The 24,076-nt window shown below is 65.4% G+C and carries 22 protein-coding genes and 1 tRNA gene; 19 read left to right on the forward strand and 4 right to left on the reverse strand.

What is annotated here, in order from left to right:
• The first annotated feature begins 8 nt into the window (after nucleotides 1-8).
• The 4 genes from AVE30378_RS12275 (at nucleotide 9) to pdxY (ending at nucleotide 2,755) form a co-directional block, all read left to right on the forward strand.
• Complete coding sequence (locus tag AVE30378_RS12275) at nucleotides 9-791, forward strand: aldolase (protein ID WP_129241272.1); 783 nt, start codon at nucleotides 9-11, stop codon at nucleotides 789-791.
• Between the two features lie 83 nt (nucleotides 792-874).
• Nucleotides 875-1,429, forward strand: coding sequence for a helix-turn-helix domain-containing protein (locus AVE30378_RS12280; protein WP_129241141.1), 555 nt, complete (start codon nucleotides 875-877; stop codon nucleotides 1,427-1,429).
• Between the two features lie 53 nt (nucleotides 1,430-1,482).
• Nucleotides 1,483-1,848, forward strand: coding sequence for a cupin domain-containing protein (locus tag AVE30378_RS12285; protein WP_129241142.1), 366 nt, complete (start codon nucleotides 1,483-1,485; stop codon nucleotides 1,846-1,848).
• A gap of 43 nt (nucleotides 1,849-1,891) precedes the next feature.
• Nucleotides 1,892-2,755, forward strand: a complete 864-nt coding sequence (gene pdxY / locus AVE30378_RS12290; RefSeq protein WP_129241143.1) for a pyridoxal kinase — start codon at nucleotides 1,892-1,894, stop codon at nucleotides 2,753-2,755.
• A 5-nt stretch (nucleotides 2,756-2,760) separates the two neighbouring features.
• Here the strand turns inward: pdxY and AVE30378_RS12295 are convergent, their stop codons facing one another.
• Together AVE30378_RS12295 and amaB are read right to left on the reverse strand one after the other, a co-directional pair.
• Nucleotides 2,761-4,053 (reverse strand): phospholipase A, encoded by a 1,293-nt coding sequence (locus tag AVE30378_RS12295; protein WP_129241144.1) that lies wholly within the window; start codon nucleotides 4,051-4,053, stop codon nucleotides 2,761-2,763.
• A gap of 145 nt (nucleotides 4,054-4,198) precedes the next feature.
• Nucleotides 4,199-5,701 (reverse strand): L-piperidine-6-carboxylate dehydrogenase, encoded by a 1,503-nt coding sequence (gene amaB / locus AVE30378_RS12300; protein WP_129241145.1) that lies wholly within the window; start codon nucleotides 5,699-5,701, stop codon nucleotides 4,199-4,201.
• Nucleotides 5,702-5,883: 182 nt separating this feature from the next.
• Between amaB and AVE30378_RS12305 the strand changes: the two genes are divergently transcribed.
• From AVE30378_RS12305 to AVE30378_RS12340, 8 genes are all read left to right on the forward strand, one after another.
• A complete protein-coding gene (locus AVE30378_RS12305) occupies nucleotides 5,884-6,633 on the forward strand; it encodes an amino acid ABC transporter ATP-binding protein (RefSeq protein ID WP_129241146.1) in 750 nt (249 codons plus the stop codon).
• Nucleotides 6,634-6,781: 148 nt separating this feature from the next.
• Nucleotides 6,782-7,573, forward strand: a complete 792-nt coding sequence (locus tag AVE30378_RS12310) for an ABC transporter substrate-binding protein (RefSeq protein WP_129241147.1) — start codon at nucleotides 6,782-6,784, stop codon at nucleotides 7,571-7,573.
• 4 nt (nucleotides 7,574-7,577) lie between these two features.
• Nucleotides 7,578-8,270: an amino acid ABC transporter permease gene (locus tag AVE30378_RS12315; protein ID WP_129241148.1), complete on the forward strand. Its 693-nt coding sequence runs from the start codon at nucleotides 7,578-7,580 to the stop codon at nucleotides 8,268-8,270.
• A gap of 2 nt (nucleotides 8,271-8,272) precedes the next feature.
• On the forward strand, nucleotides 8,273-8,962 hold the full coding sequence (locus tag AVE30378_RS12320; RefSeq protein WP_129241149.1) for an amino acid ABC transporter permease: 690 nt from the start codon (nucleotides 8,273-8,275) through the stop codon (nucleotides 8,960-8,962).
• A gap of 11 nt (nucleotides 8,963-8,973) precedes the next feature.
• A complete protein-coding gene (locus AVE30378_RS12325) occupies nucleotides 8,974-10,266 on the forward strand; it encodes an NAD(P)/FAD-dependent oxidoreductase (RefSeq protein ID WP_129241150.1) in 1,293 nt (430 codons plus the stop codon).
• 12 nt (nucleotides 10,267-10,278) lie between these two features.
• Nucleotides 10,279-10,863: a helix-turn-helix domain-containing protein gene (locus tag AVE30378_RS12330; RefSeq protein WP_129241151.1), complete on the forward strand. Its 585-nt coding sequence runs from the start codon at nucleotides 10,279-10,281 to the stop codon at nucleotides 10,861-10,863.
• 87 nt (nucleotides 10,864-10,950) lie between these two features.
• Nucleotides 10,951-11,027, forward strand: a tRNA-Arg gene (locus tag AVE30378_RS12335).
• Nucleotides 11,028-11,752: 725 nt separating this feature from the next.
• Nucleotides 11,753-14,746 carry an autotransporter outer membrane beta-barrel domain-containing protein gene (locus tag AVE30378_RS12340; protein ID WP_129241152.1) on the forward strand — a complete coding sequence of 998 codons (2,994 nt, stop codon included), beginning with the start codon at nucleotides 11,753-11,755 and terminating at the stop codon, nucleotides 14,744-14,746.
• Between the two features lie 464 nt (nucleotides 14,747-15,210).
• Here AVE30378_RS12340 and AVE30378_RS33050 read toward each other — a convergent pair whose 3' ends face one another.
• Nucleotides 15,211-15,435 carry a CrpP-related protein gene (locus AVE30378_RS33050; protein ID WP_129241153.1) on the reverse strand — a complete coding sequence of 75 codons (225 nt, stop codon included), beginning with the start codon at nucleotides 15,433-15,435 and terminating at the stop codon, nucleotides 15,211-15,213.
• Between the two features lie 702 nt (nucleotides 15,436-16,137).
• On the opposite strand from AVE30378_RS33050, the gene AVE30378_RS32585 reads away from it, so the two are divergent.
• Nucleotides 16,138-16,293 carry a hypothetical protein gene (locus AVE30378_RS32585; protein WP_165360163.1) on the forward strand — a complete coding sequence of 52 codons (156 nt, stop codon included), beginning with the start codon at nucleotides 16,138-16,140 and terminating at the stop codon, nucleotides 16,291-16,293.
• Nucleotides 16,294-16,371: 78 nt separating this feature from the next.
• On the opposite strand, the gene AVE30378_RS12350 is transcribed toward AVE30378_RS32585, so the two are convergent.
• Nucleotides 16,372-16,722 (reverse strand): hypothetical protein, encoded by a 351-nt coding sequence (locus tag AVE30378_RS12350; protein ID WP_129241154.1) that lies wholly within the window; start codon nucleotides 16,720-16,722, stop codon nucleotides 16,372-16,374.
• 230 nt (nucleotides 16,723-16,952) lie between these two features.
• Between AVE30378_RS12350 and AVE30378_RS12355 the strand changes: the two genes are divergently transcribed.
• The 6 genes from AVE30378_RS12355 (at nucleotide 16,953) to AVE30378_RS12380 (ending at nucleotide 24,069) form a co-directional block, all read left to right on the forward strand.
• Complete coding sequence (locus AVE30378_RS12355; RefSeq protein ID WP_244235026.1) at nucleotides 16,953-17,735, forward strand: PIG-L family deacetylase; 783 nt, start codon at nucleotides 16,953-16,955, stop codon at nucleotides 17,733-17,735.
• The gene (locus AVE30378_RS12360; protein WP_129241155.1) at nucleotides 17,732-18,616 is read left to right on the forward strand and encodes a glycosyltransferase family 2 protein; all 885 of its coding nucleotides are present in this window, start codon (nucleotides 17,732-17,734) and stop codon (nucleotides 18,614-18,616) included. The genes AVE30378_RS12355 and AVE30378_RS12360 overlap by 4 nt, the downstream gene beginning before the upstream one ends.
• Nucleotides 18,617-18,686: 70 nt before the next feature.
• A complete protein-coding gene (locus AVE30378_RS12365) occupies nucleotides 18,687-19,157 on the forward strand; it encodes a hypothetical protein (RefSeq protein WP_129241156.1) in 471 nt (156 codons plus the stop codon).
• A 102-nt stretch (nucleotides 19,158-19,259) separates the two neighbouring features.
• Nucleotides 19,260-21,992 carry an ATP-binding cassette domain-containing protein gene (locus AVE30378_RS12370; RefSeq protein ID WP_129241157.1) on the forward strand — a complete coding sequence of 911 codons (2,733 nt, stop codon included), beginning with the start codon at nucleotides 19,260-19,262 and terminating at the stop codon, nucleotides 21,990-21,992.
• A 152-nt stretch (nucleotides 21,993-22,144) separates the two neighbouring features.
• Entirely contained in the window at nucleotides 22,145-22,801 is a 657-nt protein-coding gene (locus AVE30378_RS12375) for a BON domain-containing protein (protein ID WP_129241158.1), read from the forward strand.
• Nucleotides 22,798-24,069, forward strand: a complete 1,272-nt coding sequence (locus AVE30378_RS12380) for a glycosyltransferase family 4 protein (RefSeq protein ID WP_129241159.1) — start codon at nucleotides 22,798-22,800, stop codon at nucleotides 24,067-24,069. The genes AVE30378_RS12375 and AVE30378_RS12380 overlap by 4 nt, the downstream gene beginning before the upstream one ends.
• Nucleotides 24,070-24,076 lie beyond the last annotated feature (7 nt).

Here is a 24,076-nt window from a genome sequence, read left to right on the forward strand (position 1 = left end):
GAGAAATGATGGCCGATACGATGCACCTGGGAAAAGACGAACTGATCGCGCGGGCGAAGGCCGAGATGCAGCGCCAGTTCGAAACGCCCGACTGGAGCCTGCGCGAACGCCTGGCGCTGACCTGCCGCATCCTGTTCGACGGCGGGCACGATTCGGGCCTGGCCGGGCAGATCACGGCGCGCGCGCCGGAGCCGGACCGCTATTTCACGCAGCGGCTGGGCCTGGGCTTCGACGAGATCACCGCCAGCAACCTGCTGCTGGTGGACGAGGACCTGCGCGTGCAGGAAGGCGGGGGCATGCCCAATCCGGCCAACCGCTTCCATTCCTGGATCTATCGCGCGCGCCCGGACGTGAACTGCATCATCCACACGCATCCGCTGCATGCCGCGTCCCTCTCGATGCTGGAGGTGCCGCTGGAGATTTCGCACATGGACAATTGCCCGCTGTACGGCGACGTGGCCTTCCTGAAGGATTGGCCGGGCGTGCCGGTGGGCAACGAGGAAGGCGAGATCATTTCGGCGGCGCTGGGGGCCAAGCGCGCCATCCTGCTGTCGCACCACGGCATGCTGGTCGCCGCCGGGTCGGTGGAAGAGGCCTGCGTGCTGGCGCTGCAGTTCGAGCGCGCGGCCCGCATGCAGCTTCTGGCCATGGCCGCCGGCAAAATCCAGCCGATCCCGCCGGCGCTGGGCCGCGAGGCCCACGACTGGATCCTGACACCCAAGCGTTCGCAGGTGGGCTTCTCGTACTACGCGCGGCGGGCGTTGCGGGCGCATCCGGACGTTCTGTCCTAAGTCATGGAAGAGGCGGGAGCGGCTCGACGGCCGGGCCGGTTTAGGGCATTCTTAGCGGTTGTATTGTCGCAACCCCCTTCTCCATGATCGACCTGCCGCACCGCTTGCGCGCCCTGCGCCGCCAGCAAACCCTGTCCCTGGAACAGTTGGCGCAGCGCACCGGATTGACCAAGAGCTACCTCTCGAAGCTGGAGCGCGGCTTGAGCGAACCGTCCATTTCCACCGTGCTGAGGCTGGCCGAGGCCTATGGCCTGGGCGTGTCCCAGTTGGTGGGGTCGGACGACGCCGCGCAGGAAGAGGTCGTCAGCGTGGTCCGCGTCGCCGACCGCGAGGCGCTTCAGCGCCGGGGCCTGGGGAGCGAATACCATTACGAATCGCTGGCCGGGCGCCGCAAGGTCAAGGCGATGGAGCCCTTCGTGGTGCATCCGCCGCGCGAATTTCCCGATGCCGCCGCCGTGTTCCCGCATCCCGGCGAGGAATTCCTGCTGGTGCTCAAGGGCGCCATCGAGGTGCAGGTGGGCGAACGCCAGTTCCGCCTGGAAACCGGCGATTCGGTCTATTTCGATTCGGAACTGCCCCACCGCATGCGCACAGTCAGCCGCGCCATGGCCGAAGTGCTGGTGGTGGCGGCGCACTGAGCCCGCGCCGGCGCGCCGCATAATGCCCATACAGATACAGGAACTGTCTTCACATGAAAAATGACCAATCGCGGCTCGTCCGCATCGATGCCGGCCCCATGAAGAACCCGGTGCCCGGCAAGCCGCGGCGCCCGATTTCAGGCGACGCGGCGTTCCGCACCGTGACCGCCTTCGAGGGCAACGGCGGCAAGGCCGAGGCCGGCGTGTGGGAAAGCACCGCGGGCGTCTTCCAGTCCAACACCACCGGCTATATCGAGTTCGGCTACATCGTCGAAGGTTCGGCCCGCCTGGTCGACCCGGACGGCACCGTGCATGAACTGACCGTGGGCGAGGCTTTCGTCATGCCCGAAGGCTATACCGGCCGCTGGGAAGTGGACCAGTTCGTCAAGAAGATCTATTTCATCACCCGCATGGCGTAGAGCCTGGCGCGCGCGAAGGCGCCGCCTCCCAGGAGCAAGCGATATGACCGCAATTCCCGCTGCCCCCGCGCCGGGCGCGGCGCTGCCCGCCGTCACCGCGCAGGTGGACGTCATTTCCATCCAGTCCCAGGTCGTCTATGGCTACGTCGGCAACAACGCCGCCATGCCCGTCTTCCGCAAGGCGGGTGTGCGCGCGATCGCGGTGCCCACCGTCATCCTGAGCAATACGCCGCACTATCCGACCCTGCACGGAGGCGCGACGCCGCTGGACTGGTTCCAGGGGCTGCTGCAGGGGCTGGACGAGCGCGGCGTGACGCGGGTGGCGCGCGCGGTGGTCTGCGGCTACCTGGGCCAGCCCGGGCAGGCCGATCTTCTGGCCGGCTGGCTGCCCGCGCTGCGCGCCGCGCGGCCCGGCCTGAAGGTGCATATCGATCCCGTCATGGGCGACCGCAACGACGGCCTATACGTGGACGAAGGGCTGGTCGCGCAATACCGCGGCCTGCTGGTGCCGCTGGCCGACGGCATGACGCCCAATCATTTCGAACTGGAACTGCTGGTGGGTCGGGCCCTGTCGTCCATCGACGAGGTGGTGGCCGCCGCGCGCGAGCTGATCGCGCTCGGGCCCGATTGGGTCGTGGTGACCAGCGCCGCGCCCATGGCGGCCGCGCCGGGCACGCTGCAATTGGTGGTGGTGACGCGGGACGAGGCCACCGTGGTGACCCATCCCGAAATCGCCATCCCGCCGTCGGTGCATGGCACGGGCGACGTGTTCATGGCCAGCGTGACGGCCCGGCTGCTGAATGGCACGGACCTGGTCCAGGCCGCGCGCGAGGCGGCCGCCCAGGTCACCGTCGCGCTGGAGCGCACCCGCGAACTGGCCTGGGAAGAGCTGGCCGTCGACGAATAAGAGGTTTACGGCACCAGCGACAGGCCGATGCGGAACTGCGATTCGTTGCGCTGGTTGTAGCCCAGCAGCGTTTCGCCGTATCCGTTGAAGTACTGCAGGTGCAGGTAGCCGTTCATGTTCAGCCACGTGCGCCGCAGCGGCCAGGCGAAATCCAGTTGCGTGGTGCGGCGCTTCTGGTCGCCCTGGCGGTACAGGGCCGAGACGACGGCGCCGTTGTCCTGAGCCCAGCGCAACTGCCAGTCGACGTGGCCGGCATAGTCGGAGTAATCGCGGTTCTCGTCGGCCACGCTGAAATAGGCCTTGACCCTGGGCGCGAAGGTAAGCGTGCTGCCGCCGTCGAAACGGTAATGGAAGCGCGGCTCGATGTAGCCGTCGTTGAGCGAGCGAGAATCGTCGCCGTCCTTGCCGTTCGAGTTGTGCTCGACCCCAGTGTTCATGCCGAAGCGCCAGTTCTGGCTGGCGGACGACCAGATATTGTCGGACAGCCAGAAGGCGCTGGGGTTGAACGTCGTGTCGATGAAGGGCATGGAGTCGCCCTGCAAGTCCCACAGCGAGGTCTGGGTATAGGCCAGGTAGAAGTTCTCGTCCCAGGTCGGCGGCTGGCCGCCCGCGGGGCTGAAGAGGCGGTACTTGGCGCTGATCTGGAAGCGGGCGGTGGTCTGTCCGCGGGTGCCGATGTCGAAATACACCGGTTTGTATTCGGAAATGGAACTGCGGAAGCGGTCGAACGCGGTCTGCTGCTGCACGGTGGGCACGGCGCTGGCGTCGGGCGACGGGCCGCCTTCCGGCGACGCGCCGACCGCGGTGACGGCGGCCACGGGCACGGGTTCGCCGCTGCGCGCGTCCACCACGGGCCCCTGGGCGGGCGTGCTGGCCAGCGTGCCGCTGTCGCGTCCCGTGGCGTCCAGCGCCATCATCGCGGGCTGGCCTTCGATGGATACGGCTTGCAGGCCATGCGCCGTGGCCGGCACGATGGCCGTCCACGCCATGCGCGCGAAGTTGTTGACCGGCACGCTGAAGCTGGCGGGGCCGCCGCGCAGCTTGGCCAGGCTGCGCACGATCTGGCCGTCCTGGCCGCGCCATTGCAGCACCAGTTCGGGCGGCGCTTCCCAGTTGACGCGGGCGGTGTCTTCGTTGAAGTACACCGCCTCGATGGTGACGGTTTCGCCGGGGGCGGCCGAGGGGCGGTCCAGCCGGTACGACACGCCCGCGGCGGCGGTGCCCGCGACGCTCATGGCGAGGGCGGCGGCCAAGGCGCGCAAGGGCGGGACGGGGCGTGCGGGACGGCTTGTAGACATTGGGACGTAACCTGGTTTTGTGACGAGGAAATGTAGCACCGACCACGGAAACAATTTGTAAGGCAGGCTAATCGTATGTAGAAAGCGCAAGTCCCCGCGCACCGGGCGATGCGCGGGGACTTGCCGGCCGGGCCCCCGGAGGGGGCTATTCGCCGAACTTGATGCCCTGGGCCAGCGGTAGCTGGCGCGAATAGTTGATCGTGTTGGTCGCGCGGCGCATGTAGTTGCGCCAGGCGTCCGAACCCGATTCGCGGCCGCCGCCGGTTTCCTTTTCGCCGCCGAAGGCGCCGCCGATTTCGGCGCCCGAGGTGCCGATGTTCACGTTGGCGATGCCGCAGTCGGATCCCGCCGCCGACAGGAAGGTCTCGGCCTCGCGCAGATCGTTGGTGAAGATGGCCGACGACAGGCCCTGCGGCACGCCGTTCTGCATCGCCAGCGCCTGGCTGAAATCGGTGTAGCGCATCACGTAGAGGATGGGCGCGAAGGTTTCGTGGCAGACCACGTCCGTCTGGCCTGGCATCTCGGCGATGGCGGGACGCACGTACCAGGCGTCGGGGTATTCGCCGGCCAGCACGCGTTCGCCGCCGGTGACCGTGCCGCCTTGTTCGCGCGCCGCCTTCAGCGCGGCCTGCATGGCGTCGAACGAGCCGCGGTCGATCAACGGGCCGACCAGCGTGGCGCCGTCCAGCGGATTGCCGATGGGCGCGCTGGCGTAGGCCTTGTGCAGGCGCCGCACCAGGTCGTCGGCCACGCTTTCGTGCACGATCAGGCGGCGCGTGCTGGTGCAGCGCTGGCCGGCGGTGCCGATGGCGCCGAACACGATGCCGCGGGCGGCCATGTCCAGATCGGCGGTGGGGCCGACGATGATGGCGTTGTTGCCGCCCAGTTCAAGCAGGACGCGGCCGAAGCGCTGCGCCACGCGCGGGCCCACCTGGCGGCCCATGCGGGTCGACCCGGTGGCCGACACCAGCGCCACCGCGTGCGAATCCACCAGCGCCTCGCCGATGTCGCGGCCGCCGATCAGCACTTCGGACAGGCCGGCGGGCGCGTCGCCGAAGCGTTGCGCGGCCAGGGCGAAGAGGGCCTGGCAAGCCAACGCGGTCAGCGGCGTTTTCTCGGACGGCTTCCACACCACGGCATTGCCGCAGACCAGCGCCAGCGCGGTGTTCCAGGACCACACGGCGACGGGGAAGTTGAAGGCGCTGATCACGCCGACCACGCCCAGCGGGTGCCAGGTTTCCATCATGCGGTGGCCGGGGCGCTCGGACGCGATGGTCAGGCCGTACAACTGGCGCGACAGGCCGACGGCGAAATCGCAGATGTCGATCATCTCCTGCACTTCGCCTTCGCCTTCGGCGACGATCTTGCCCGCTTCCAGGCTGACCAGGCGGCCCAGTTCGCGCTTGTGCTGGCGCAGGATGTCGCCGAACAGGCGCACCAGTTCGCCGCGGCGCGGCGCCGGGACGTCGCGCCAGGCCAGGCTGGCCTGGCGCGCGCGCGTGATGGCCGAATGGGCCTGCGCGACCGTGTGTTCATGGACCCGCGCCAGTTCGGCGCCGTCGATCGGGCTGCGCGCGCTCAGCGTTCCGCCGGTCAGCGACTCCGGGTTGAGCCCGAGCGCGCGCAAGATGTCTTGGGGGGTATCCATGCCGGTTCCTTCGCTTAAGGGTTATGCCTAAGTGGCTAGTCTGGAAAAAAATTTACTATACGAAACTCCAGCCTGAAATGCGAAACCTTTTTGATCGCCCCTCTTGCGCACGAATGCGCGGAGGCAGCCAGTCGCCAGGCACGCGCCAGTGTCCGGCGCCCACACTAATCCAGGGTGAAACCGTGGCGGAACCGTTGTTGGTTGTCCAGGCAGTCACCAAGACCTATCAGCGCGACGGGCAGGCCCCGCACCGGGCGCTGGACGGCATCGATTGCCAGCTCGGCCGGGGCGAGGTCATGGTGGTGGTCGGGCCGTCCGGCTCCGGCAAGAGCACCTTGCTGCGCACCCTGAACGGGCTGGAAAGCATCGACAGCGGCGCCATCCGCGTGGACGGCGTGTCGCTCACCGACCCCGCCACCGACGTCAACCGCTGGCGCACCGAGGTCGGCATGGTGTTCCAGCATTTCAACCTGTTCCAACACCGTACCGCGCTGGACAACGTCGCGCTACCCCAGCGCGTGGTGCGGGGGCGGGGCCGGGCGGAGGCCGAACGCTATGCCCGCGAACTGCTGGGCCGCGTCGGCATGGCCGACTACGGCGACCGCTATCCCAGCCAATTGTCCGGCGGCCAGCAGCAGCGCGTGGCCATCGCCCGCGCGCTGGCCATGGATCCCAAACTGATGCTGTTCGACGAAGCGACCTCGGCGCTCGATCCGGAAACCGTGGGCGGCATCCTCGAACTGATGCGCGCCCTGGCGCGCGACGGCATGACCATGGCGGTGGTGACCCACGAAATGGGCTTCGCCCGGGACGTGGCCGACCGCGCGCTGTTCATGGACGCCGGCCGCATCGTGGAAACGGGCACGCCCGACGAGGTGTTCTGCCATCCCAAGGAAGCGCGCACTCGCGCCTTCCTGGAGAAGATTCTGTAGTCCCAGCAGCAAAGAAGCAACGAAACGGGCTGTCCGCGCGCTGCGCGGCTTCCCGGAGTAACCAGGCCGGTCCGGCTTATCCGGGCGCTGCCGGCGCGATGTGCTTTGCCCGGAATGACATGGGTCCATTCACCACAAGGGGTTAGACATGCTGAAAATCAAACAATGGCTGGGCGTAGCCGGCTTCGCCCTGGCGGCGGCGGCCGTTGCCGCGCCGGCGCAGGCGGACGAACTGTCGGACATTCTCAAGCGCGGCGAACTCCGGGTCGCCGTGCAGACTTCGGGGCCGCTGATGAGCTTCATGGACAAGACGGGCAAGCGCACCGGGCTGGCCGTGGAAGTGGCCAAGCGCATGGCCGACGACCTGGGCGTGAAGCTGGTGCTGCAGGACTACGAGTGGAAAGGCCTGATCCCGGCGCTGCTGTCCGGCAAGGCCGACATGGTGGCGGCCGACATGACGCCCACGCCGCAGCGCGCGGCCCAGGTGCTGTTTTCGGCGCCGATGTTCTACGCCGACACCGTGGCCGTCGTGCCCAAGGATTCGCCCTACAAGTCCTACGGCGAACTCGACAAGGAAGGCGTGACCGTGGGCGTGCTGGGCGCCAGCACCTATGCCGAAGTGGGCAAGAAGATGCTGCCCAAGGCCACCATGAAAGAGTTCTCGGGCGGCAGCGCGCCGGTGGGGCAGGCCCTGTCCAGCGGCCGCCTGGACGCCGGCATCATGTCGCTGTCCACCGCCAACCAGTTCCTGGTCGACTTCGGCAACCTGCGGGTGCTGGACGGCATCATGGTGCGCGAGCCCCTGGCCTTCGCCGTCGGCCCCAACGCCTTCCGCCTGAAGTTCTGGCTGGACAACTGGCAGACGCTGAAGACCGCCGACAACACGCTGCCCGAGCAGGTGAAGTACTGGTACTCCACCGACTGGAAGAAAGACCACTGAGCCCATGGACTGGCTGATCGATTTCTATAACTGGCGCATCGTCAGCCAGTACGCGGGGCAGTTCGCCACGGGCCTGGGCAATACGCTCATCGCGGCGGGAGCGAGCCTCGTCCTGTCGGTGGTCGCGGGCGTTCCGATCGCGCTGGCCCATATGTCGCCGCGGGGGGCCGTCTGGCGTCCCGTGGCGGCCTATGTGCAGTTCATCCGGTCCACGCCGCTGCTGGTGCAGATCTACCTGGTCTATTACGCGGTGCCCATGCTGGTCCCGGGCGCCAAGGGCTGGAGCGAGATGCTGCTGGGCATCGTCGCGATGACGCTGCACCACGCCGCCTACATGAGCGAGATCATCCGCGTGGGGATCGAATCCGTGCCTCGGGGCCAGATCGAGGGGGCGAAGGCCTGCGGCATGAACTACCGCCAGCGCCTGCGCTATGTCGTGCTGCCGCAGGCCTTCGCCAATACGCTGCCGCCCCTGCTGGGCCAGACCGCCGTGCTGATCAAGGACACCTCGCTGTTGTCCCTGATCACGGTGTTCGAACTGGTCGCCGCGGGCGTGCAGATGAACAGCGACCGCATCGTGCCCAACGAAAGCTTCCTGACCATCGCGGCAGGCTATCTGCTGATCTATGGCGTCATGCTGCTGTTGTCCCGGAGCGTGAGCCTGTGGCTGGCGGGGCCGGCCTGGAACGCGAGGTAAGCATGCTGGATTCCTATCTTTCCACCGCCGGCGTCGTGCTGCCGTTCCTGCTGAAGGGCTTCTGGGAAACCCTGAAGATCTCCTTCATGGCGATCATCGCCGGATCCCTGCTGGGTTTCGTCATCGGCGTGATCCGCAGCTATCGCATCCGCGGCGTGCACCAGCTCCTGGGGCTGTACATCCACATCCTGCGCGGCACGCCGTTCCTGGTGCAGCTCTATATCTTCTACTTCGTGCTGCCCAGTTCCGGCATCGAGATGCTGCATTGGGATTCCGGCACGGCGGCCTTCGTGTCGCTGTCGGTCTACACGTCCTGCTACGTGGCCGAGATCGTCATGGGCGCCATCCAGGCCGTGCCGCGCGGCCAGACGGAAGGCGCGATGACGCTGGGCCTGAAACCCTTCCAGATCCTGCGGCTGGTCGTCCTGCCGCAGGCCATGCGCCTGATCGTGCAGCCGATGAGCGGCGTCTACGTCATGCTGATCAAGAGCACCGCCATCCTGTCCGTAGTGGGCATCACCGAACTGACGCGGCAGGGCGAGGTGTTCATCATCACCTTCCCGGCCAAATCGCTGTTCATCTACGGCATGATCGCGGCCATCTATTTCATCTACTGCTACCCGCTGCTGCGCCTGGCCAACTGGCTCGAGAAACGGTTGACCGGCGGCCTGCAGGGCGCAAGCCTGCACTGACACGGAGCATCATGGCATCCGAGTACATCGACACCTATTACCGGCGCACGCTGGGCGATACCGCCACCTACTATCCGCCGCTGGCGGGCACGGACAGCGCCGACGTCTGCGTGGTGGGGGCAGGGCTGGCCGGCCTGTCGGCCGCGCTGGAACTGGCCAGGCGCGGCCGGGGAGTCACCTTGCTGGAGGGGCGGCGCATCGCCTGGGGCGCGTCGGGCCGCAACGGCGGCTCGGTATCGCCGGCTTTCTCCGCGGGCGCGGACGCCATCCGGCGGCACGTGGACGAGGACCACTACCGCCAGCTCTACCGGCTTTCCATGGAAGGCGTGGAAATCATCCGTGCCAACATCCGCGACCTGGCGATAGAAGACGCGCACAAGGTCGACGGCCGCTTGCGCGTCGTGCGCTATGAAGCGACCGACGCCTTGCGGCAATGGTGCGATGACCAGCAGCGCGACTTCGGCCGCGATGTGCGCTTTCTGACCCGCGCGCAGGTACGCGAGCGCCTGGTGTCCGATGTGTACTTCCAGGGCATAGAAGACCCGACGTCCTTCCACTTCCATCCCCTGAACTACGCCCGCGCGCTGGCCCGCGAATGCGCGCGGCTGGGCGTGCGCATCCACGAAGACTCCGCCGTCACGCACGCGGAGCTGGATGGCCCGGTCAAGCGCTTGAAGACCGGGCAGGGCCAGGTCGACGCCCGCAGCGTGGTGCTGGCCACCGGCGGCTATACCGACGGCGTGGTGCCGGCCCTGCGCCGGGCGGTGCTGCCGATCGCCACCTACATCATGCTGACCGAGCCCCTGGGCGACCGGGTGCTGGATGCCATCCGCAGCACCGCCGCCATCGGCGACGACCGCCGCGCCGGCAACTACTACCGGGTGCTCGATGGCGGCCGCATCGGCTGGGGCAGTAGAATCACCACCCGTGTCGATGACCCGCCCGACCTGGCCGAGTCGCTGCGCCGCGAACTGCTCTCGGTCTACCCTCAATTGAAGGGGCTGCGGGTGGAGACGGCGTGGTCGGGATGCATGGCCTACGCGCGGCACCTGATGCCGCAGATCGGCCTGTTGGCGCCGGACGTCTGGTATTGCACGGCGTTCGGCGGGCATGGCATGAACACGACCTCGATCGGCGGCCGCGTCGTCGCCGAAGGGATCACGGGCGATACCCAGCGCTACAAGCTATTCGCACCCTTCGGGCTTGCCTGGAACGGCGGCGGCTTCGGCACGGCGGCGGTTCAACTTACTTATTGGTCTTACCAGGCGCGCGACTGGTGGCGGGAGCGGCGGTCGCGGGCATGACAGGGTGCACAGATGGAAGGCAACAAACAGAGCGTATTGGCACGACGGCTGCGAGCCCTGCGCCAGGCGCGGACCTGGACCCTGAAGCAGGCGGCCGCGGCCACCGGCGTGTCCGCGTCCACGTTGTCCAAGATCGAAAACGGCCTGCTGTCGCCCACCTATGACAACCTGATCAAGATCGCCGCCGGCCTGGAACTGGACGTGGCCGAACTGTTCACCGCGCCCGACGCCCACATGGGCACGGGGCGCCGCAGCCTGAGCCGCCAGGGGGAAGGGCGCCAGTACGAAACGCCGTATTACGACCACCGCCTGCTGTGCACCGCCTTGTCCCACAAGCGGATGATGCCCTTCCATACCCGGGTCAAGGCCCGCGCCTTCGAGGAGTTCCACGACTGGAGCCGCCATCGCGGGGAAGAGTTCGTCTACGTCCTGGAAGGCGAAGTCCAGCTCTATACGGAATTCTACGAACCCGCCCGCCTGAAGGCCGGCGAGAGCTTCTACATCGACAGCCGCATGGGCCACCGGGTGATCAGCCTGAGCCAGGAAGACGCGGTGGTGCTGTGGGTGTCCACGCACGCCGACATCGGCGAAGAATAGGGCGCGGCGCCGGCCGGGGCCGCCCAAGCCGCCCGCAACAAGGTAAAATGCGGCGCCCGGATCGCTTCCGGGCCATCGCCAGACCGCGCGGCAGTAGCTCAGTTGGATAGAGCACGGGCCTTCTAAGCCCGGGGTCGGGGGTTCGATCCCCTCCTGCCGCGCCATAAACAATAATTAAATCAATGGGGTGCTTTCGGTGTTTGGGCGGCGAGCTTGCGCCTGAATAGTCCCGATTCTAGTCGGCGTCTCCCCCTCAGACTGCGCAATCGTGCCTTCCTGGGCGGGCAGGCCGGCAGGCCAGATTAAGTTCACTTCCACTTGGAAAGTCGCGTCTTGCGCCGGTGCCGAAACGACGCCGGCCCACTCTCCGAAGCTGCGGGCACGGCTGATGATGCTACTTGCTTGCGTCTCGGCCAAAGCTCGCTATGTCGATCAGCGCTTCCAGGCAGCGGATAAGGACGACGAACATGAAACGCATGCGATCGTTTCAATTGAATCGATAACTACTGCAAAATAATACGGCACGTCTCGGTTAATTAAAAGGGACGGAAGATTTCAAGAAAAATCTCACGGCTGGATGCCTAGGTCGTGAGCAGAATCTTGTCCGCGGCCTCACTCGGATCGCGTGGACAAGAACCGCACACTTGCGATCTATCTGCGGAGCACTAAGCGTGCGCACGTTCACATGTGCACCGGCTGGCCGCAGTAATACCTAGCATCGCAGGCTGAATTCGATCAGTTACGCGCCAACGGCGGGTTGTTCTCTCTAGGGAGCGATCCGCTGTCTTCTCTCAAAACGGCGCTTATGCGGTGCATACCCCCCTTTGTTGATGTGTCTTCTGTCTTCCACTGGTGGACGCAGCCGGCCTATAGATCTTGAAAGGACGCGATGACATTACGTCAGAATGCGATCTACTTCGCGCTTGTTTCTTCGCTTCTACCCGCCTATCCGTCTCACGGCGCCGAGACGGACATTCCTCCCCGCAAGAAATCGACCATCATCGACACCGTCATAGCTGACGGTATCGATGTTGTTATCGACAGAGCTACGATCCGGACCGCGAATGACGGTACGTCCGGCCTGCATGTGCTTAACGGCGGCTCCGTCGCGACTGGTGGAAGTCTGATATCGACTGCGGGCCGTGGTGCATACGGGGTATGGGTGGACGGCCGTGGTGAGGCCAATATCTACAATAGCTCTATAACGACCCACGGTGACTATAGCCACGGCATATACGCGTCGGGCTTCGGCGGCAACAGCAAGATCTTTGTTGGCGATTCCTTCATTGAGACCACGGGCGAGGGTGCGTCCGGCTTTCAGGCATCTGGTGGCTCGGTGGACTTAAAAAACGTCAGTATCTCGACGCGTGGGCAGTATGCCAACGCACTGGTTCTTCATCAGGTCGATCTGTCTGCCAGCGACACTCATTTATTTGCCGAGCGGGGCGTTGGGTTGGTCGCCACAGGAGACAGTCGACTCTCCTTCATTGGGGGCAGCATTCGCGCCGACAAGTCCGCCGTAGTCATCAATGATGGCGGCTCGCGCTCTGTGGTTAGTTTTCGAGACACCGAGATATCTTCCGGCGCCTTAGGTCTTGTTATTCATGGAAGTTCCGATGCATCTCTTGAGCGAGTGCGGATCTCAATCAATGCTCCGGAGGATGATCTATCGCTGAAGGCTGGCGTGTCTATGACGGGGCCCTCCAAGGTCTCCTTGATCGATTCCGACATTCGAACTACAGGAGAAAACGCGAACGGCATTTTCAACTTTGGAGGCGACCTTGCGATAGAAGGCGGCTTTATCGGCACCCAGGGTTACGCCAGCATGGGCGTTGCTATGAACGGCTTATATGACAATGTCTTCATTGCCGCGAGAAATGTGGGTATATACACGTCCGGCGATTATGGCGCTGGCGCGGCAGCTTTGTTCGGAGGCAATCTGGTCCTGGATGGCAGCGCCATCTACACGCAAGGAAAGAACGCGTATGGCATCTGGGGGGAGGGCGGTTCGGTATTGGCCGCCAACACCGCGGTGACGACCAGGGGCGAAGGTTCCCACGGGTTCGTTGGCACCGACATTGCGCCACAGATGGATGGTGTCGCGATTCACACGTACGGCGCAGGTGCCAATGGTGTTTGGCTTTTCAGCACGGATGAGGATAGCCATAGCAGCTTTAGCCTTCGCGGAGGAAGCCGGGTTGAAACCGAAATTGCCGCAGCCATCAGAGTTAGCGGTGGCAGTCAAGACATTGCGCTTTCGGACGCCACCGTTATCGGGCGTGGTGGCGAAGGGATCTTGCTTCGAGTTGAAGCCCTAAAGGATTTGACGCCGGTTGAAATCCTGACGGATCCCAGCGCGGCCAGAGATAACCCCGTAATGGTGGGCACGGTCGCCCTGCAGGCCCAACGCAGCCAACTGATGGGTGACGTGATCGTGGAAAGCGGATCTACCACCATCGCCTTGGGCGAAAATTCCGTATTGGTAGGGGCCCTTAAGGGGCACGGAGGCCATTCGGTGGACAGGTTATCCATTGACCGGACTAGCACTTGGTATGTGCGTGACAACTCCGACTTGGGAAGTCTGGATACGGCAGGAACGGTTTCGTTCATTACTCCGGACGACAGTTTCAAGGTGGTGCATCTGAGCGGCGATCTCACCGGCCATGGTTTATTTGCCTTCAGAACCAACCTGGGTGCTGGTCAAGGAGATCTACTGCGTGTAAGTGGAACTGTCGAGGGCCAACATGAGGTATTTGTGGCTAACAGCGGCTACGAGCCTTCGAAAGAATCCGGAACCTTGCGTATCATCGAGTCGGAGGGGGGCTCGGGAACATTTGGCCTTGCAAATCGGGACCAGGTTGTTGACCTTGGCACCTATCGGTATGCATTGATGACCGACGACAACATCGGCGGGCGCGTCACCGATTGGAGCCTCATGCCATCGCCAAATGCGGGAAAAAATCAACTGTCGACCACTGCCAACGCTGCGATTAACACGTCTTCGGCCAGTACTATGCAGGCGCTTTGGTATGCGGAAACGGGCTCGCTCATGCGGCGCATGGGTGAACTGCGGCATGGAAACGCCGGCGAAAACGTTTGGCTGCGCACTTTCGGCGAACGGCAGAAGTTAGACAACGGTGGCGCCCGGCCGTTTGATCAGAAAGTGCGGGGAATGCAGGGCGGGGCCGACACACGTTTCGAGGGTCGGGACGGTTTCTGGCACGTCGGCGGGTTTGCCGGATTGAGCTATGGCGATCGCCGCTTTGCCGACGAAGGGGATGGGCGCAGCAATAGCTATCATGCAGGCGCCTACGCCACCTATCTGGCTGACAGCGGTTGGTACCTGGACTCGGTACTCAAGGTCAATCGATTCGCCAATCGTTTTAACGTCACCACCACCGATGGCCGAGAGGTCAGCGCCAAAACAAGAACCGCTGCTGCCGGTCTTTCGCTGGAAGTCGGTCAGCGAGTTGTATTTGGGCAGCGGTGGTTTGCTGAGCCGCAGGGCCAGGTAGCCGTGGTACGAACGGGCAGTGATCGGTACACCGCGAGCAATGGTCTGATGGTCTCGGCCGAGGGCGGGACTTCGGTGCAAGTGCGGACCGGCGCGTTGTTCGGGAAGCGGTTCGAGTTGCAAGGCGACGGCTTCATCCAGCCATATGTCAAAGTGGGCTGGGTCCAGGAGTTGGCTGGCAAGAGCAGCGTGCGAACCAACGGTATCGCCACTCGCACGGACTTGTCTGGCGGGCGGGCGGAACTCGGGTTGGGAGTCACTGCTTCCTGGTCGAATGCCCACAGGATCTACGCCGACTATCAATATTCAGGCGGCCAGCGTCTGGATGTGCCGTCCGCGTTTTCGCTTGGATATAGGTACGTCTGGTGAACTGGTACAGCCGGAGATTGCGGATCGTCTGAATCCGGTAGCGACGACCTAGGAGGCGGAAGACCGCGGTCGATGCCGGATTGCGCCGCATTGACAGCCCCGATACGGATGCTCCGGTCGGGGCTTTCTTATGCCGAACGGTTTGGATGCAGGCCTGTCCGGCTGTCAGGGTTTGAGCACCACCTTGACGCAGCCGTCGGCCTTGTCCCGGAACGTCTTGTATAGATCGACCCCTGCTTCAAGCCTGCCGCCGCTGCCGACGGAAGCCCGGCAGGGGCCGACGCCGTCGATCTGCTTGCCTGCATGCTCGGCCGGTTTGCCGCCGAGCTGAAGAGCTTGCGGGAATTGCAGACTGTGCCCGCGTCGCCGGACTGACCTGCGAGCGGATCCATGATTCGCTTCGCTCGAATTGAGAGGGCGGCCAACGAAAAGCGCCCCATGTGGGGCGCCTTCTCGGGACCGTCTTACTCCCTGCTTTCGTAGACGGCCTCGGCCATCTTCTTTGGCGGCCTTCGGATCTTCATCTCGCTAGCCCAACCAGCCTCCCATGCCTCAATCCTGGCGCGCCATTCTGCCGTCGATTCCCCCGTGTGGCCCGGCATGGCATGCGCCCTGAGATATGGGCAATCCCATAGAGTCAATCCTTGGCGGGCGGCCAGCGCTCCCTGCTTTCGGATGTCATCATGCATTTCAGCACCCTCCAAAAGTAGACGATCGGAAGAACAGTATGAAATAGAGGGGGGGCGGAAGCAATAGTGCTGCGGCACTGGGCAAGCAAGTGCAATAGCAAGGGGAGCGAAAAAAAGCGCCCGTGGAGTAGGGCGCGAAAGGAGTGTGCGACGACCAGTCGCGTGGGCCGCAGCGTTCGGAGGGTGAGATTCCTAGAGGCCTCCATACGCGGCGTCGAATAGAGGTTAGCAAGTAGCGTGCCGAGCAGCCCCTTATGTCAGCGGCTGCGATTCGTTGATGGGAGCTTTCCGGCTTGCTCCTGCGTCTTGCGGTCTCGGCCGTAGGCATCTTTTCCTTTCGGAAGCTCGCCTCCTCCGGCGGGATAGCCGGAGTTCGTGTTCGGGTTCGCGTTCTTGCGTCCCGCTGGAGGGGTCTCGGCCGTTGGCTGCGCCTTGCGCCTCTCATTGTCGGATTCAGCATGGAAAGGTAGTTTTGACATAGCGCGGTTCCTTGAGACTAGGACGAATGGCTACTCTGGGTGCAGGACCAAGTGCTGGTGTTGTGGGCGATACACGACTTCATGCTGGCCGAGCTGCAAAAAAAAAGCTTATCGTGACGCAGTTGGGGGCGGGCATCCAATAGGGAGGTGGCTTATTACGGGGGCGGGAACGCGCTGTGCTGTGGCGAGCTTCTCTTCCCGCTTGCCCACCGGAGCATTCGCCATGACCATCCCCAATTCGCAAGATCCCCGGCGCCAGGCCGTGCCCGGTGTCCGCAAGGCCCGGACGCGGCGCGGCCCCTGGGGGATGCTGGCGCTGTGGCTGACCGTTATCGCGGTGCTGTTCCTCGTGGGCGTCCTGGCTCGTTGGTTGCAGTAGCACCGCCGGCCGCCTTTGCTGGGCGGCCGGGGCTTGCGGGGGATTGCGATCACGGTCCGTTGAGCGGCACGCAGGAGCCTACTTCGACCCGCCCGTGTTGGGATATCCGGGGGGCGGCGTGGCGCCTCCGCTCGGTGTGCTTGGCACATTGTCGTTGGCTTCGCGGTGGTGGCCGGACTTGCCGTCCGAATGTTTGCCGGATTTCATCTGGCCCTGGTTGCCCAGGTTGGGCGGGTTGGTCGGCGTGTTGGGCGTTGCATTCGGCGCAGGCGGCTTCTGTCCTGGCGGCACCGGCTGGTTGGGGGGGACGGCGGTGCTGTCGTTCGGCGTGTTGGAGGGCGAGGTGGGCGCCGCCGATTGGGCAAGCGCGGCCGCCGATGCCAGTCCGGCCGACAGGGCCAGCGCATAGGTGAGGGCTCGAATCTTCATGAGTACGCTCCTTTGTGGGAATAGCGGGTCTAGCCCCGCAAGCGCCATGCCTGGCCATTGCGCCTTGCCGCCCGGAGGATAGAGGGAAGCGGCGCAGGAATTTCTTACCGCCTCTGCAATCGCCGCCGCCGCCGCGCTGGCGCCATGTCCATCCGCGTTGCTCGCAAGCACGTTTGTGGCAGGCGACTTGTCCTTTTCCGGAAAGGGCGACCCAATTGCCGGACCTCGGCATGGAGATTGCTGCGGACGCGCCATCCGAGATGAACGCCGACGCTGCCGGAACCGACATGCCTGCCGAAAACCTTCTCCCCACGGCCTTGGACGCCGAAACGTCGCGCGACCCGAGTCCGTTCGTTGTCGTTTCCCCACACCTGGACGATGCCGTCTTCAGTTGCGCCGGTCTGTTGCGGGCCCACCCGGGCAGCGTCGTCGTCACCGTCCATACCGGCTTGCCGGAAGCGTTGGACATGTCTACCGACTGGGATCGCCGTTGCGGCTTTTCGAGTGCGGCCGAAGCGATGGAGCGGCGCCAGGCGGAGGAGCGCCTGGCGCTGAAACTCGTGGGATGCTCGGGGCGGGGGCTGGGTTTCGTTGATTCCCAATATAGGGAGGGCGCGGACGGCAATTCGATGCAGCTTGCGGATAGCCTGCTGCATGCGTTGGCCGGTCTGTCGGCGGGGCGGGTGGCGCTCCCCTTGGGGCTGTTTCATAGCGATCACGTGAGGGTCAGTGACGCGGGATTGCAGGTACGGAGAGCCTGTCCCGGCGTTTGCTGGTTCTTCTATGAGGACGTGCCCTACTGCTACCGGGCGGGCGCGGTGCGGGAACGCCTTGCACAACTGCGCGCCCGCGGCGTCGTTGCGACGCCCGCGCGCTTGAAAACGGACCTGACAGGCAAGGCCGAGGCGGTATCCGCCTACGCTTCGCAATTGAGGGCGCTGGGCAGCCTGCCCGATGCCAGCGAGCGGGCCGAGAGCTACTGGCGCCTGGCCGGCGGGCGGCCGCCGGCATGACCGGTCCGCCGCCTCCGCCACGCGCCTCCATCGTGGTGTTGACCCATAACCGGCGCGGCGAAGTCCTGCGGACCTTGCGGCGGCTCGCCGCGCTGCCTGGCGACCACCCCATTCTGGTCGTCGACAACGGCTGCACCGATGACACGGCGCTGCGCGTGCAGCGCGAATTCCCTGGCGTCTTGCTGATCCGCGCGGGAGCCAACCTGGGCGCGGCGGGGCGGAACCTGGGCGTGCAGAGAGTTGTGTCCCCGTATGTCGCATTCTGCGACGATGATACCTGGTGGGTTCCGGGCGCTCTCGAAAGGGCCGCGGATATCCTCGATGCCCATCCGGACATTGCGGTACTCAATGCCCGCATCAGCGTGGGCGGGGACGAACGGGCGGATCCCGCGTGCGAGGCCATGGCCCGCAGTCCGCTGCCCTTCATCGCCGGCGTGGGACCGGAATTGATGGGATTCATGGCCGGCGCCTGCATCATGCGCGTCGACGCCTTTCTGCGGGCGGGAGGCTACTGGAAACCATTTTTTATCGGCGGCGAGGAGGCGCTGCTGGCGCTGGATATCGTCGCGCAGGGTGGGCGGATCGCGTATGCGCCCGAACTTCGGCTCCATCATTGGCCGTCCTTGGCGCGCGACCGTTCGCTGCGCAGCCGGATGCTGGCGCGCAATGCCCTGTGGACGGCATGGCTGCGGCTGCCTGCCTGGATGGCGATCGGACACAGCCTGTCCACGTTGCGCCGTGTGCCGGGGTGTCGCGCCCGGGTGCGCGCCTGCCGCGACGCGTTGGCCGGATGGCGCCTCATCCGCGAGCATCGCCGGCCACTGGATTCGGCTCTCTGCGAAAAGCTCAGGATAGTATGGTCCGCTGCGGCCGACGGCTGATGCCGGGAACGGCATTTGCGCGGGGCATGCGGGACCGGGCCAGACCGCCCGGAAAAGGAGGACTTCCGTCATGCAACCCATTCCTTTGTCGGCCTATTGGGAGCGGGACGCGGCCGCCCTGGCCGTGCGGCTGGCGCTTCCGATGCTGGAAGCCGCGAGAGCCGATCCACACGTCGGAGAAAGCGGTTTTTTCCACGTCGTGGTCATGAATCCGCTGGCCCGCCCTGGCGCCTGCGACTTCGCGGCAGCCATCCTGTATGAAGAGAGCATCGGCGATCCAGAGCAGTGGGACGCTGACTACGGCGCTTATGCGCGCGGCAAGGCGCGCCTGAGCTGGCGCACGGGACAGTCCAGCCATGAAATCCTGACCTTGAGGCCCCACTTGCTGCATGCAAAGGACACGCGGGTATGGGGCAGCGTGTCGGTCGACGGCATTGTGGTTGCGGTCAGCGGGGCGAATCCCTGGTTCGACGAGGCGTTCGCCGCCGCGATCGCGCATTTGTTCAAGGCGGTGGTCCAGGGGCGGCAGGAGCAGGCCTGAGCCGCAAGCCGAACGGCCGCGCGACCGCTGCCCGACGCAGGAAGCGCCCTGGTGCGGAATGGCGTTTGCTGGCCCGGCGCTCATCGCCGAGGAGGCCGCACCATGAAGGAAATCGAGAACAATGGGGCCGATTTCGCCCGCAAAGAGGTCACCCGAAGCATTCTGCGGGCGCTGTGGAAGTACCGGCGCCGCACGGCCGCGGCGGTGGCGCTGCTGGTCGCCGCGAAGCTGCTCATGGTGCTGGTTCCCGTCGTCCTCAAGCTCATCGTGGATACGCTCAGCGCGCCTGGTGCGCTCGCGCTGCCCGTGTTCCTGCTGCTGGGATATGCGCTCATCCGGTTCGGCGGGAGCGTATTCACCGAATTGCGCGACGTGGTGTTCGTGCGGGTGGCGCAGCGCACCGTGGCCGACTTTACCGTCCGGGTCTTCGACCAGTTGCAACGGCTGGGCGCCCGGTTTCACGGCGCGAGGCAGACCGGCGGCCTGGCGCGCGACGTGGAGCGCGGCACCGCCGGCGTCGGTTTCCTGTTGGGAACGGGCCTGTTCACGCTATTGCCGACGCTAGTGGAAATCGTGTCCGTAGTGCTGATACTGGTGATGGGGTACAGCGCGTGGTTCGCGCTGATCGTCACGGCCACGTTCGCTGCGTACTCTGCCTATACGACGGTGCTGGTGCGCAAGCGGGTGGCCTATCAACGGTGGTTGAACGAGCTGGATTCCCGGGCCAGCGCCCGGATGGTGGACAGTCTGCTCAATTACGAGGCGGTGAAACTCAACGCCAATGAGGCGCTGGAATCCGAGCGGTTGACGCGGGTGCTGCGGGAATGGACGGACGTGGGCATACGAAACCAGCGTTCGCTATCGCGCCTGCACGTGGGCCAGAGCGGCATCATTGCTTGCGGCGTGGCGGCGGTAATGGTGCTGGCCGGCCAGCAGGTGGTGAACGCGCAGATGACCGTGGGCGACCTGGTGCTCGTCAATGCCTACATCATCCAGATTTGCCTGCCCCTGAACACGCTGGGCCTGATCTTCCGGCAAGCCAAGGAAGCCTTCGTGAACGCGGAACGCGTGTGCGAACTGCTGCGCTATCCGCGGGAGATCGGGGATGATGCCAGTCTGCCGCCGCTGGCAGCCGGCGCCGGGGACATCCGTTTCGAGGGCGTGGGCTTCGGCTACGAGCCGGGACGCCAGATCCTGTGGGACATCGACTTCGCGGTTCCCGCCGGCACCACGCTGGCGGTGGTGGGCGGCAGCGGCTCGGGCAAGTCCACGCTGGCGCGCCTGCTGTTCCGCTTCTATGACGCCGACACGGGCCGCATCCTGATCAATGGACAGGACCTGCGCACCGTCAACGCACGCAGTGTCCGGCGGACCCTGGGCATCGTGCCGCAAGATACGCTGCTCTTCAACGAGACGATCGCCTACAACATCGCCTATAGCCGGCCAGACGCCACCCGCGATCAGATCGTCCAGGCCGCGCGCGGGGCGCGCGTGCACGAGTTCATCGAAAGCCTGCCCGCCGGCTACGAGACCCCGGTGGGCGAACGCGGCGTCAAACTGTCCGGCGGCGAGCGCCAACGCATCGCCATCGCAAGGGCGATCCTCAAGAATCCCTCCATCCTGGTGTTCGACGAAGCGACCTCGGCGCTGGACACGCGCACCGAACGTGCGATCCAGGCCGAACTGGAACGCATATCCCGGGGACGCACGACGTTGATCATCGCCCACCGCCTGTCGACCATCGTGCACGCTCACACCATCCTGGTGCTGGATCGAGGCCGCGTGGTGGAGCAGGGACGCCACGAAGACTTGCTGGCGCAGGAAGGCATGTATGCGCAAATGTGGGCCTTGCAGCGCCAGCAGTCCGCGCTGGAGGAAGCGCGGGGCCGCGATACGCGGCAGCCGGTCAACCTGGTGGCCGTCGTGGCGGGAGTGCTGGACGCCTTGCGCGAGGTCGCGCATGAAAAGGGCGTCAACCTTTATACGCTGATCGGCAGCGAAGCGGCGCGCATCACGGGCGACCCCAGCACCTTGCAGCAAGTGGTGTGGGACCTGTGCCTGCACGCCATCGCCGTCACACCGCCGGAAGGGCGTATCGAGATCCGCCTGCATCGCGAGGGGCCGATGACGCGTCTCGCGGTGACGGACGGCCGCTCGGAACGGGTGTCGGACGATGCGCCGGTTGAAGCTGACGTACCGCTGAATCCCCCCGATGCCTTGCGCGCCGCGGCGGCGCTCGATCCCGCTCAGTTGGCCGCGCAAGTGCAGCGCCAGGGAGGCACCTTCCACAGCGCGTCCGCGGCTTCGGGAGGATTGACGTACTCGGTCGACTTCCCGGTGCGGGCCGTGGAGGCGATGGCGCTTCGGACCGATATGCAACTGCCGGATCTGCAAAATGCCTTCATCATGGTGGTGGACGATCAGCCGGAAGCGCGCGAAATGCTGGCCGAGGTTCTGCGGACGAATGGCGCGAGGGTGGCCGAGCACAAGGACGGCGAGCAGGCATTGGCGGCGTTCGCCGCCTTGCCGATCGACCAATGGCCCCAGATTCTGATCTGCGACCTGTCCCTGGGCGACATCGACGGTTATGAGGTCGTGGGACGCATACGCGCCATGGAAGCCGAGCGCGGCGCGGCCTTGGCCCACAGGCTGCCGGCCATCGCGCTGTCCGGCCATGTCAGTCAGGAGTCGCGGTTGCGCAGTCTGCTGGCCGGGTTCCAGGTCCATCTTTCCAAGCCCGTGGATCCCAATGAATTGTTGGCGACCGTCGGGTCATTGTTGCCGGGCACTGCGCGCCAACGGCCGGATTCGGGCACTTCTTACACGCATCAGTAAGAAGTGCCCGGCAGGACGCGGCGCGCGCCATGCGGAACGAAGCGCGTCCGGAGAGACGTTTCGGCACATCACTTGCTTATCCCGTGAACGTAGGCAGGCGAGCCGCGCAGCGGCTCGCGCGCCATCGCAGATCCCGCAACAGGAGAGAGGCCATGAAGCACGATCCAAGATACGCTCCACGGCGCAACGCCGACGATTTGGACAGGGACCCCGGCCAGGACGCCGGCCGGGGCGGCCCGTATCGGCAGCCGCCGCAAGCTCCGGGTTCGCGCACGACCGGCGGCGGCGTGCGCAGCCGCAGCGCGGATCCCGGCCAGAGCAGCTATGGAGGCTTCAGCCATGAAGACCCGTCCTATCAGCGCCAGCAGGTATATGGTTCGCGCAATCCATCCTATTCCGGTCCCGCATCCTATGGCGACGAGGAGGGCGGCTATTACGGCGATAGGCCCGTCTGGGAGGACGAGCCGGAATTCTCGTTCGAAACCGCCGAACGCGGCGGCTACAACCGCGGGCCGCAGCCCTGGCGCGATCGCGGGCGGCGCCGCATCGATCCCAAGGGTTATGTGCGCCCGGACGAGCGCGTGCGGGAAATCGTGTGCGAGTACTTGGCGCACAGCGGCCTGGACGTCAGCGACGTTTCGGTGAGCGTCGCCGAAGGATGCGTGACATTGGAGGGATCTGTGCCCGACCGCCGCACCAAGCATCGTGTCGAGGACAGCGTGGATGCATGCGCCGGCGTCCAGGACATAGACAACCGCATTCGAATCGCCGGCGCCGCGACCGGCCGCGACGACGGAGCCGTATCATGAAGAAGATAGCCATAATCAGCGAGCATGCCTCGCCGCTGGCGGTCGCCGGCAGCGTGGACAGCGGCGGACAGAACGTCTATGTCGCGCACGTGGCGCGCGAGCTCGCCAGGGCGGGAGTGCTGGTCGACGTATTCACCCGCAAGGACAACCCGGCGCTCGAGCCGGAACTCGACTGGATGCGCGGCGTGCGCGTGATCCACGTGCCCGCCGGTCCCGAAGCCTATCTGCCCAAGGAGCGGATGCTCCCGTACATGGACGAGTTTGCGGCCTATCTGCTGCGCTACTTCGGCAGGCAGGGGCAGGGTTATGACGTTATTCATGCCAATTTCTTCATGTCGGCGATGGCTTCGCTGCCCGTTTCCCAGCGCCATGGGATTCCGCTGGCGGTGACGTTCCACGCCTTGGGAAAAGTGCGCCGCCAGCATCAGCAGGAGGCGGATCTCTTTCCGGACAGCCGCTTCGATATCGAGGACGACATCATCCGCCGCGCGGACCGCATCATTGCCGAATGCCCGCAGGACCGCCGCGACCTGATGGGGCTGTATGGCGCGGATCCTCGACGGATCGAGATCGTGCCCTGCGGCTACGACTCCGCCGAGATGGCGCCGCAGGCCTGCGCCAGCGCGCGCGCCGCGCTCGGATGGGACGACCGCGCCTTTACGCTATTGCAACTGGGCCGGATGGTTCCGCGCAAAGGCGTGGACAACGTCATCCGGGCGCTTGGCCGGCTGCGGCACCGGCACGGCGTGGATGCCCGGCTATGCGTCGTGGGAGGCAACACCGACGCCGCGGACGAGGCCGCCACTCCTGAAATCGGGCGCCTGCGGCGCATTGCCGAGGAGGAGCGCGTGATCCCCTGGGTGGAGTTCACGGGCCGCAGGCATCGCGACGAACTGGCCACGTACTACAGCGCAAGCGACGTCTTCGTGACTACGCCCTGGTACGAACCGTTCGGCATTACGCCGGTGGAAGCAATGGCCTGCGGGCGCGCCGTGGTCGGCTCGGACACGGGCGGCATCCGCAGTACGGTCGTGCACGGCAAGACGGGCTTTCTGGTGCCGCCGCGCGACCCCGACAGCCTGGCCGAGCGGCTGGCGCAACTCGCAGCGGATTCGGGCCTGCGGGCGCGCATGGGCGAAGCCGGGCGCCTGCGCGCGCGCCGCCTGTACACCTGGAAGCGCGTCGGCCAGGACCTCCTGTCCATCTACTGCCACATGGCGGCGGACGCGACGCTTCCCCAACGCCACGCCGCGCGTATCGCGGCCTAGAGGAGCG

Source organism: Achromobacter veterisilvae (genome assembly GCF_900496975.1).
Taxonomy (GTDB): Bacteria; Pseudomonadota; Gammaproteobacteria; order Burkholderiales; family Burkholderiaceae_B; genus Achromobacter; species Achromobacter veterisilvae.

Coding starts and splice junctions, on each gene's coding strand:
- AVE30378_RS12285 (WP_129241142.1), top strand. CDS start 1,483: ATGAAAAATGACCAATCGCGGCTCGTCCGCATCGATGCCGGCCCCATG.
- AVE30378_RS12350 (WP_129241154.1), bottom strand. CDS start 16,722: ATGAAGATTCGAGCCCTCACCTATGCGCTGGCCCTGTCGGCCGGACTG.
- AVE30378_RS32585 (WP_165360163.1), top strand. CDS start 16,138: ATGACCATCCCCAATTCGCAAGATCCCCGGCGCCAGGCCGTGCCCGGT.
- amaB (WP_129241145.1), bottom strand. CDS start 5,701: ATGGATACCCCCCAAGACATCTTGCGCGCGCTCGGGCTCAACCCGGAG.
- pdxY (WP_129241143.1), top strand. CDS start 1,892: ATGACCGCAATTCCCGCTGCCCCCGCGCCGGGCGCGGCGCTGCCCGCC.
- AVE30378_RS12375 (WP_129241158.1), top strand. CDS start 22,145: ATGAAGCACGATCCAAGATACGCTCCACGGCGCAACGCCGACGATTTG.
- AVE30378_RS12330 (WP_129241151.1), top strand. CDS start 10,279: ATGGAAGGCAACAAACAGAGCGTATTGGCACGACGGCTGCGAGCCCTG.
- AVE30378_RS12320 (WP_129241149.1), top strand. CDS start 8,273: ATGCTGGATTCCTATCTTTCCACCGCCGGCGTCGTGCTGCCGTTCCTG.
- AVE30378_RS12310 (WP_129241147.1), top strand. CDS start 6,782: ATGCTGAAAATCAAACAATGGCTGGGCGTAGCCGGCTTCGCCCTGGCG.
- AVE30378_RS12315 (WP_129241148.1), top strand. CDS start 7,578: ATGGACTGGCTGATCGATTTCTATAACTGGCGCATCGTCAGCCAGTAC.
- AVE30378_RS12280 (WP_129241141.1), top strand. CDS start 875: ATGATCGACCTGCCGCACCGCTTGCGCGCCCTGCGCCGCCAGCAAACC.
- AVE30378_RS12370 (WP_129241157.1), top strand. CDS start 19,260: ATGAAGGAAATCGAGAACAATGGGGCCGATTTCGCCCGCAAAGAGGTC.
- AVE30378_RS12360 (WP_129241155.1), top strand. CDS start 17,732: ATGACCGGTCCGCCGCCTCCGCCACGCGCCTCCATCGTGGTGTTGACC.
- AVE30378_RS12275 (WP_129241272.1), top strand. CDS start 9: ATGGCCGATACGATGCACCTGGGAAAAGACGAACTGATCGCGCGGGCG.
- AVE30378_RS12365 (WP_129241156.1), top strand. CDS start 18,687: ATGCAACCCATTCCTTTGTCGGCCTATTGGGAGCGGGACGCGGCCGCC.
- AVE30378_RS12340 (WP_129241152.1), top strand. CDS start 11,753: ATGACATTACGTCAGAATGCGATCTACTTCGCGCTTGTTTCTTCGCTT.
- AVE30378_RS12325 (WP_129241150.1), top strand. CDS start 8,974: ATGGCATCCGAGTACATCGACACCTATTACCGGCGCACGCTGGGCGAT.
- AVE30378_RS12295 (WP_129241144.1), bottom strand. CDS start 4,053: ATGTCTACAAGCCGTCCCGCACGCCCCGTCCCGCCCTTGCGCGCCTTG.
- AVE30378_RS33050 (WP_129241153.1), bottom strand. CDS start 15,435: ATGCATGATGACATCCGAAAGCAGGGAGCGCTGGCCGCCCGCCAAGGA.
- AVE30378_RS12380 (WP_129241159.1), top strand. CDS start 22,798: ATGAAGAAGATAGCCATAATCAGCGAGCATGCCTCGCCGCTGGCGGTC.
- AVE30378_RS12355 (WP_244235026.1), top strand. CDS start 16,953: ATGGAGATTGCTGCGGACGCGCCATCCGAGATGAACGCCGACGCTGCC.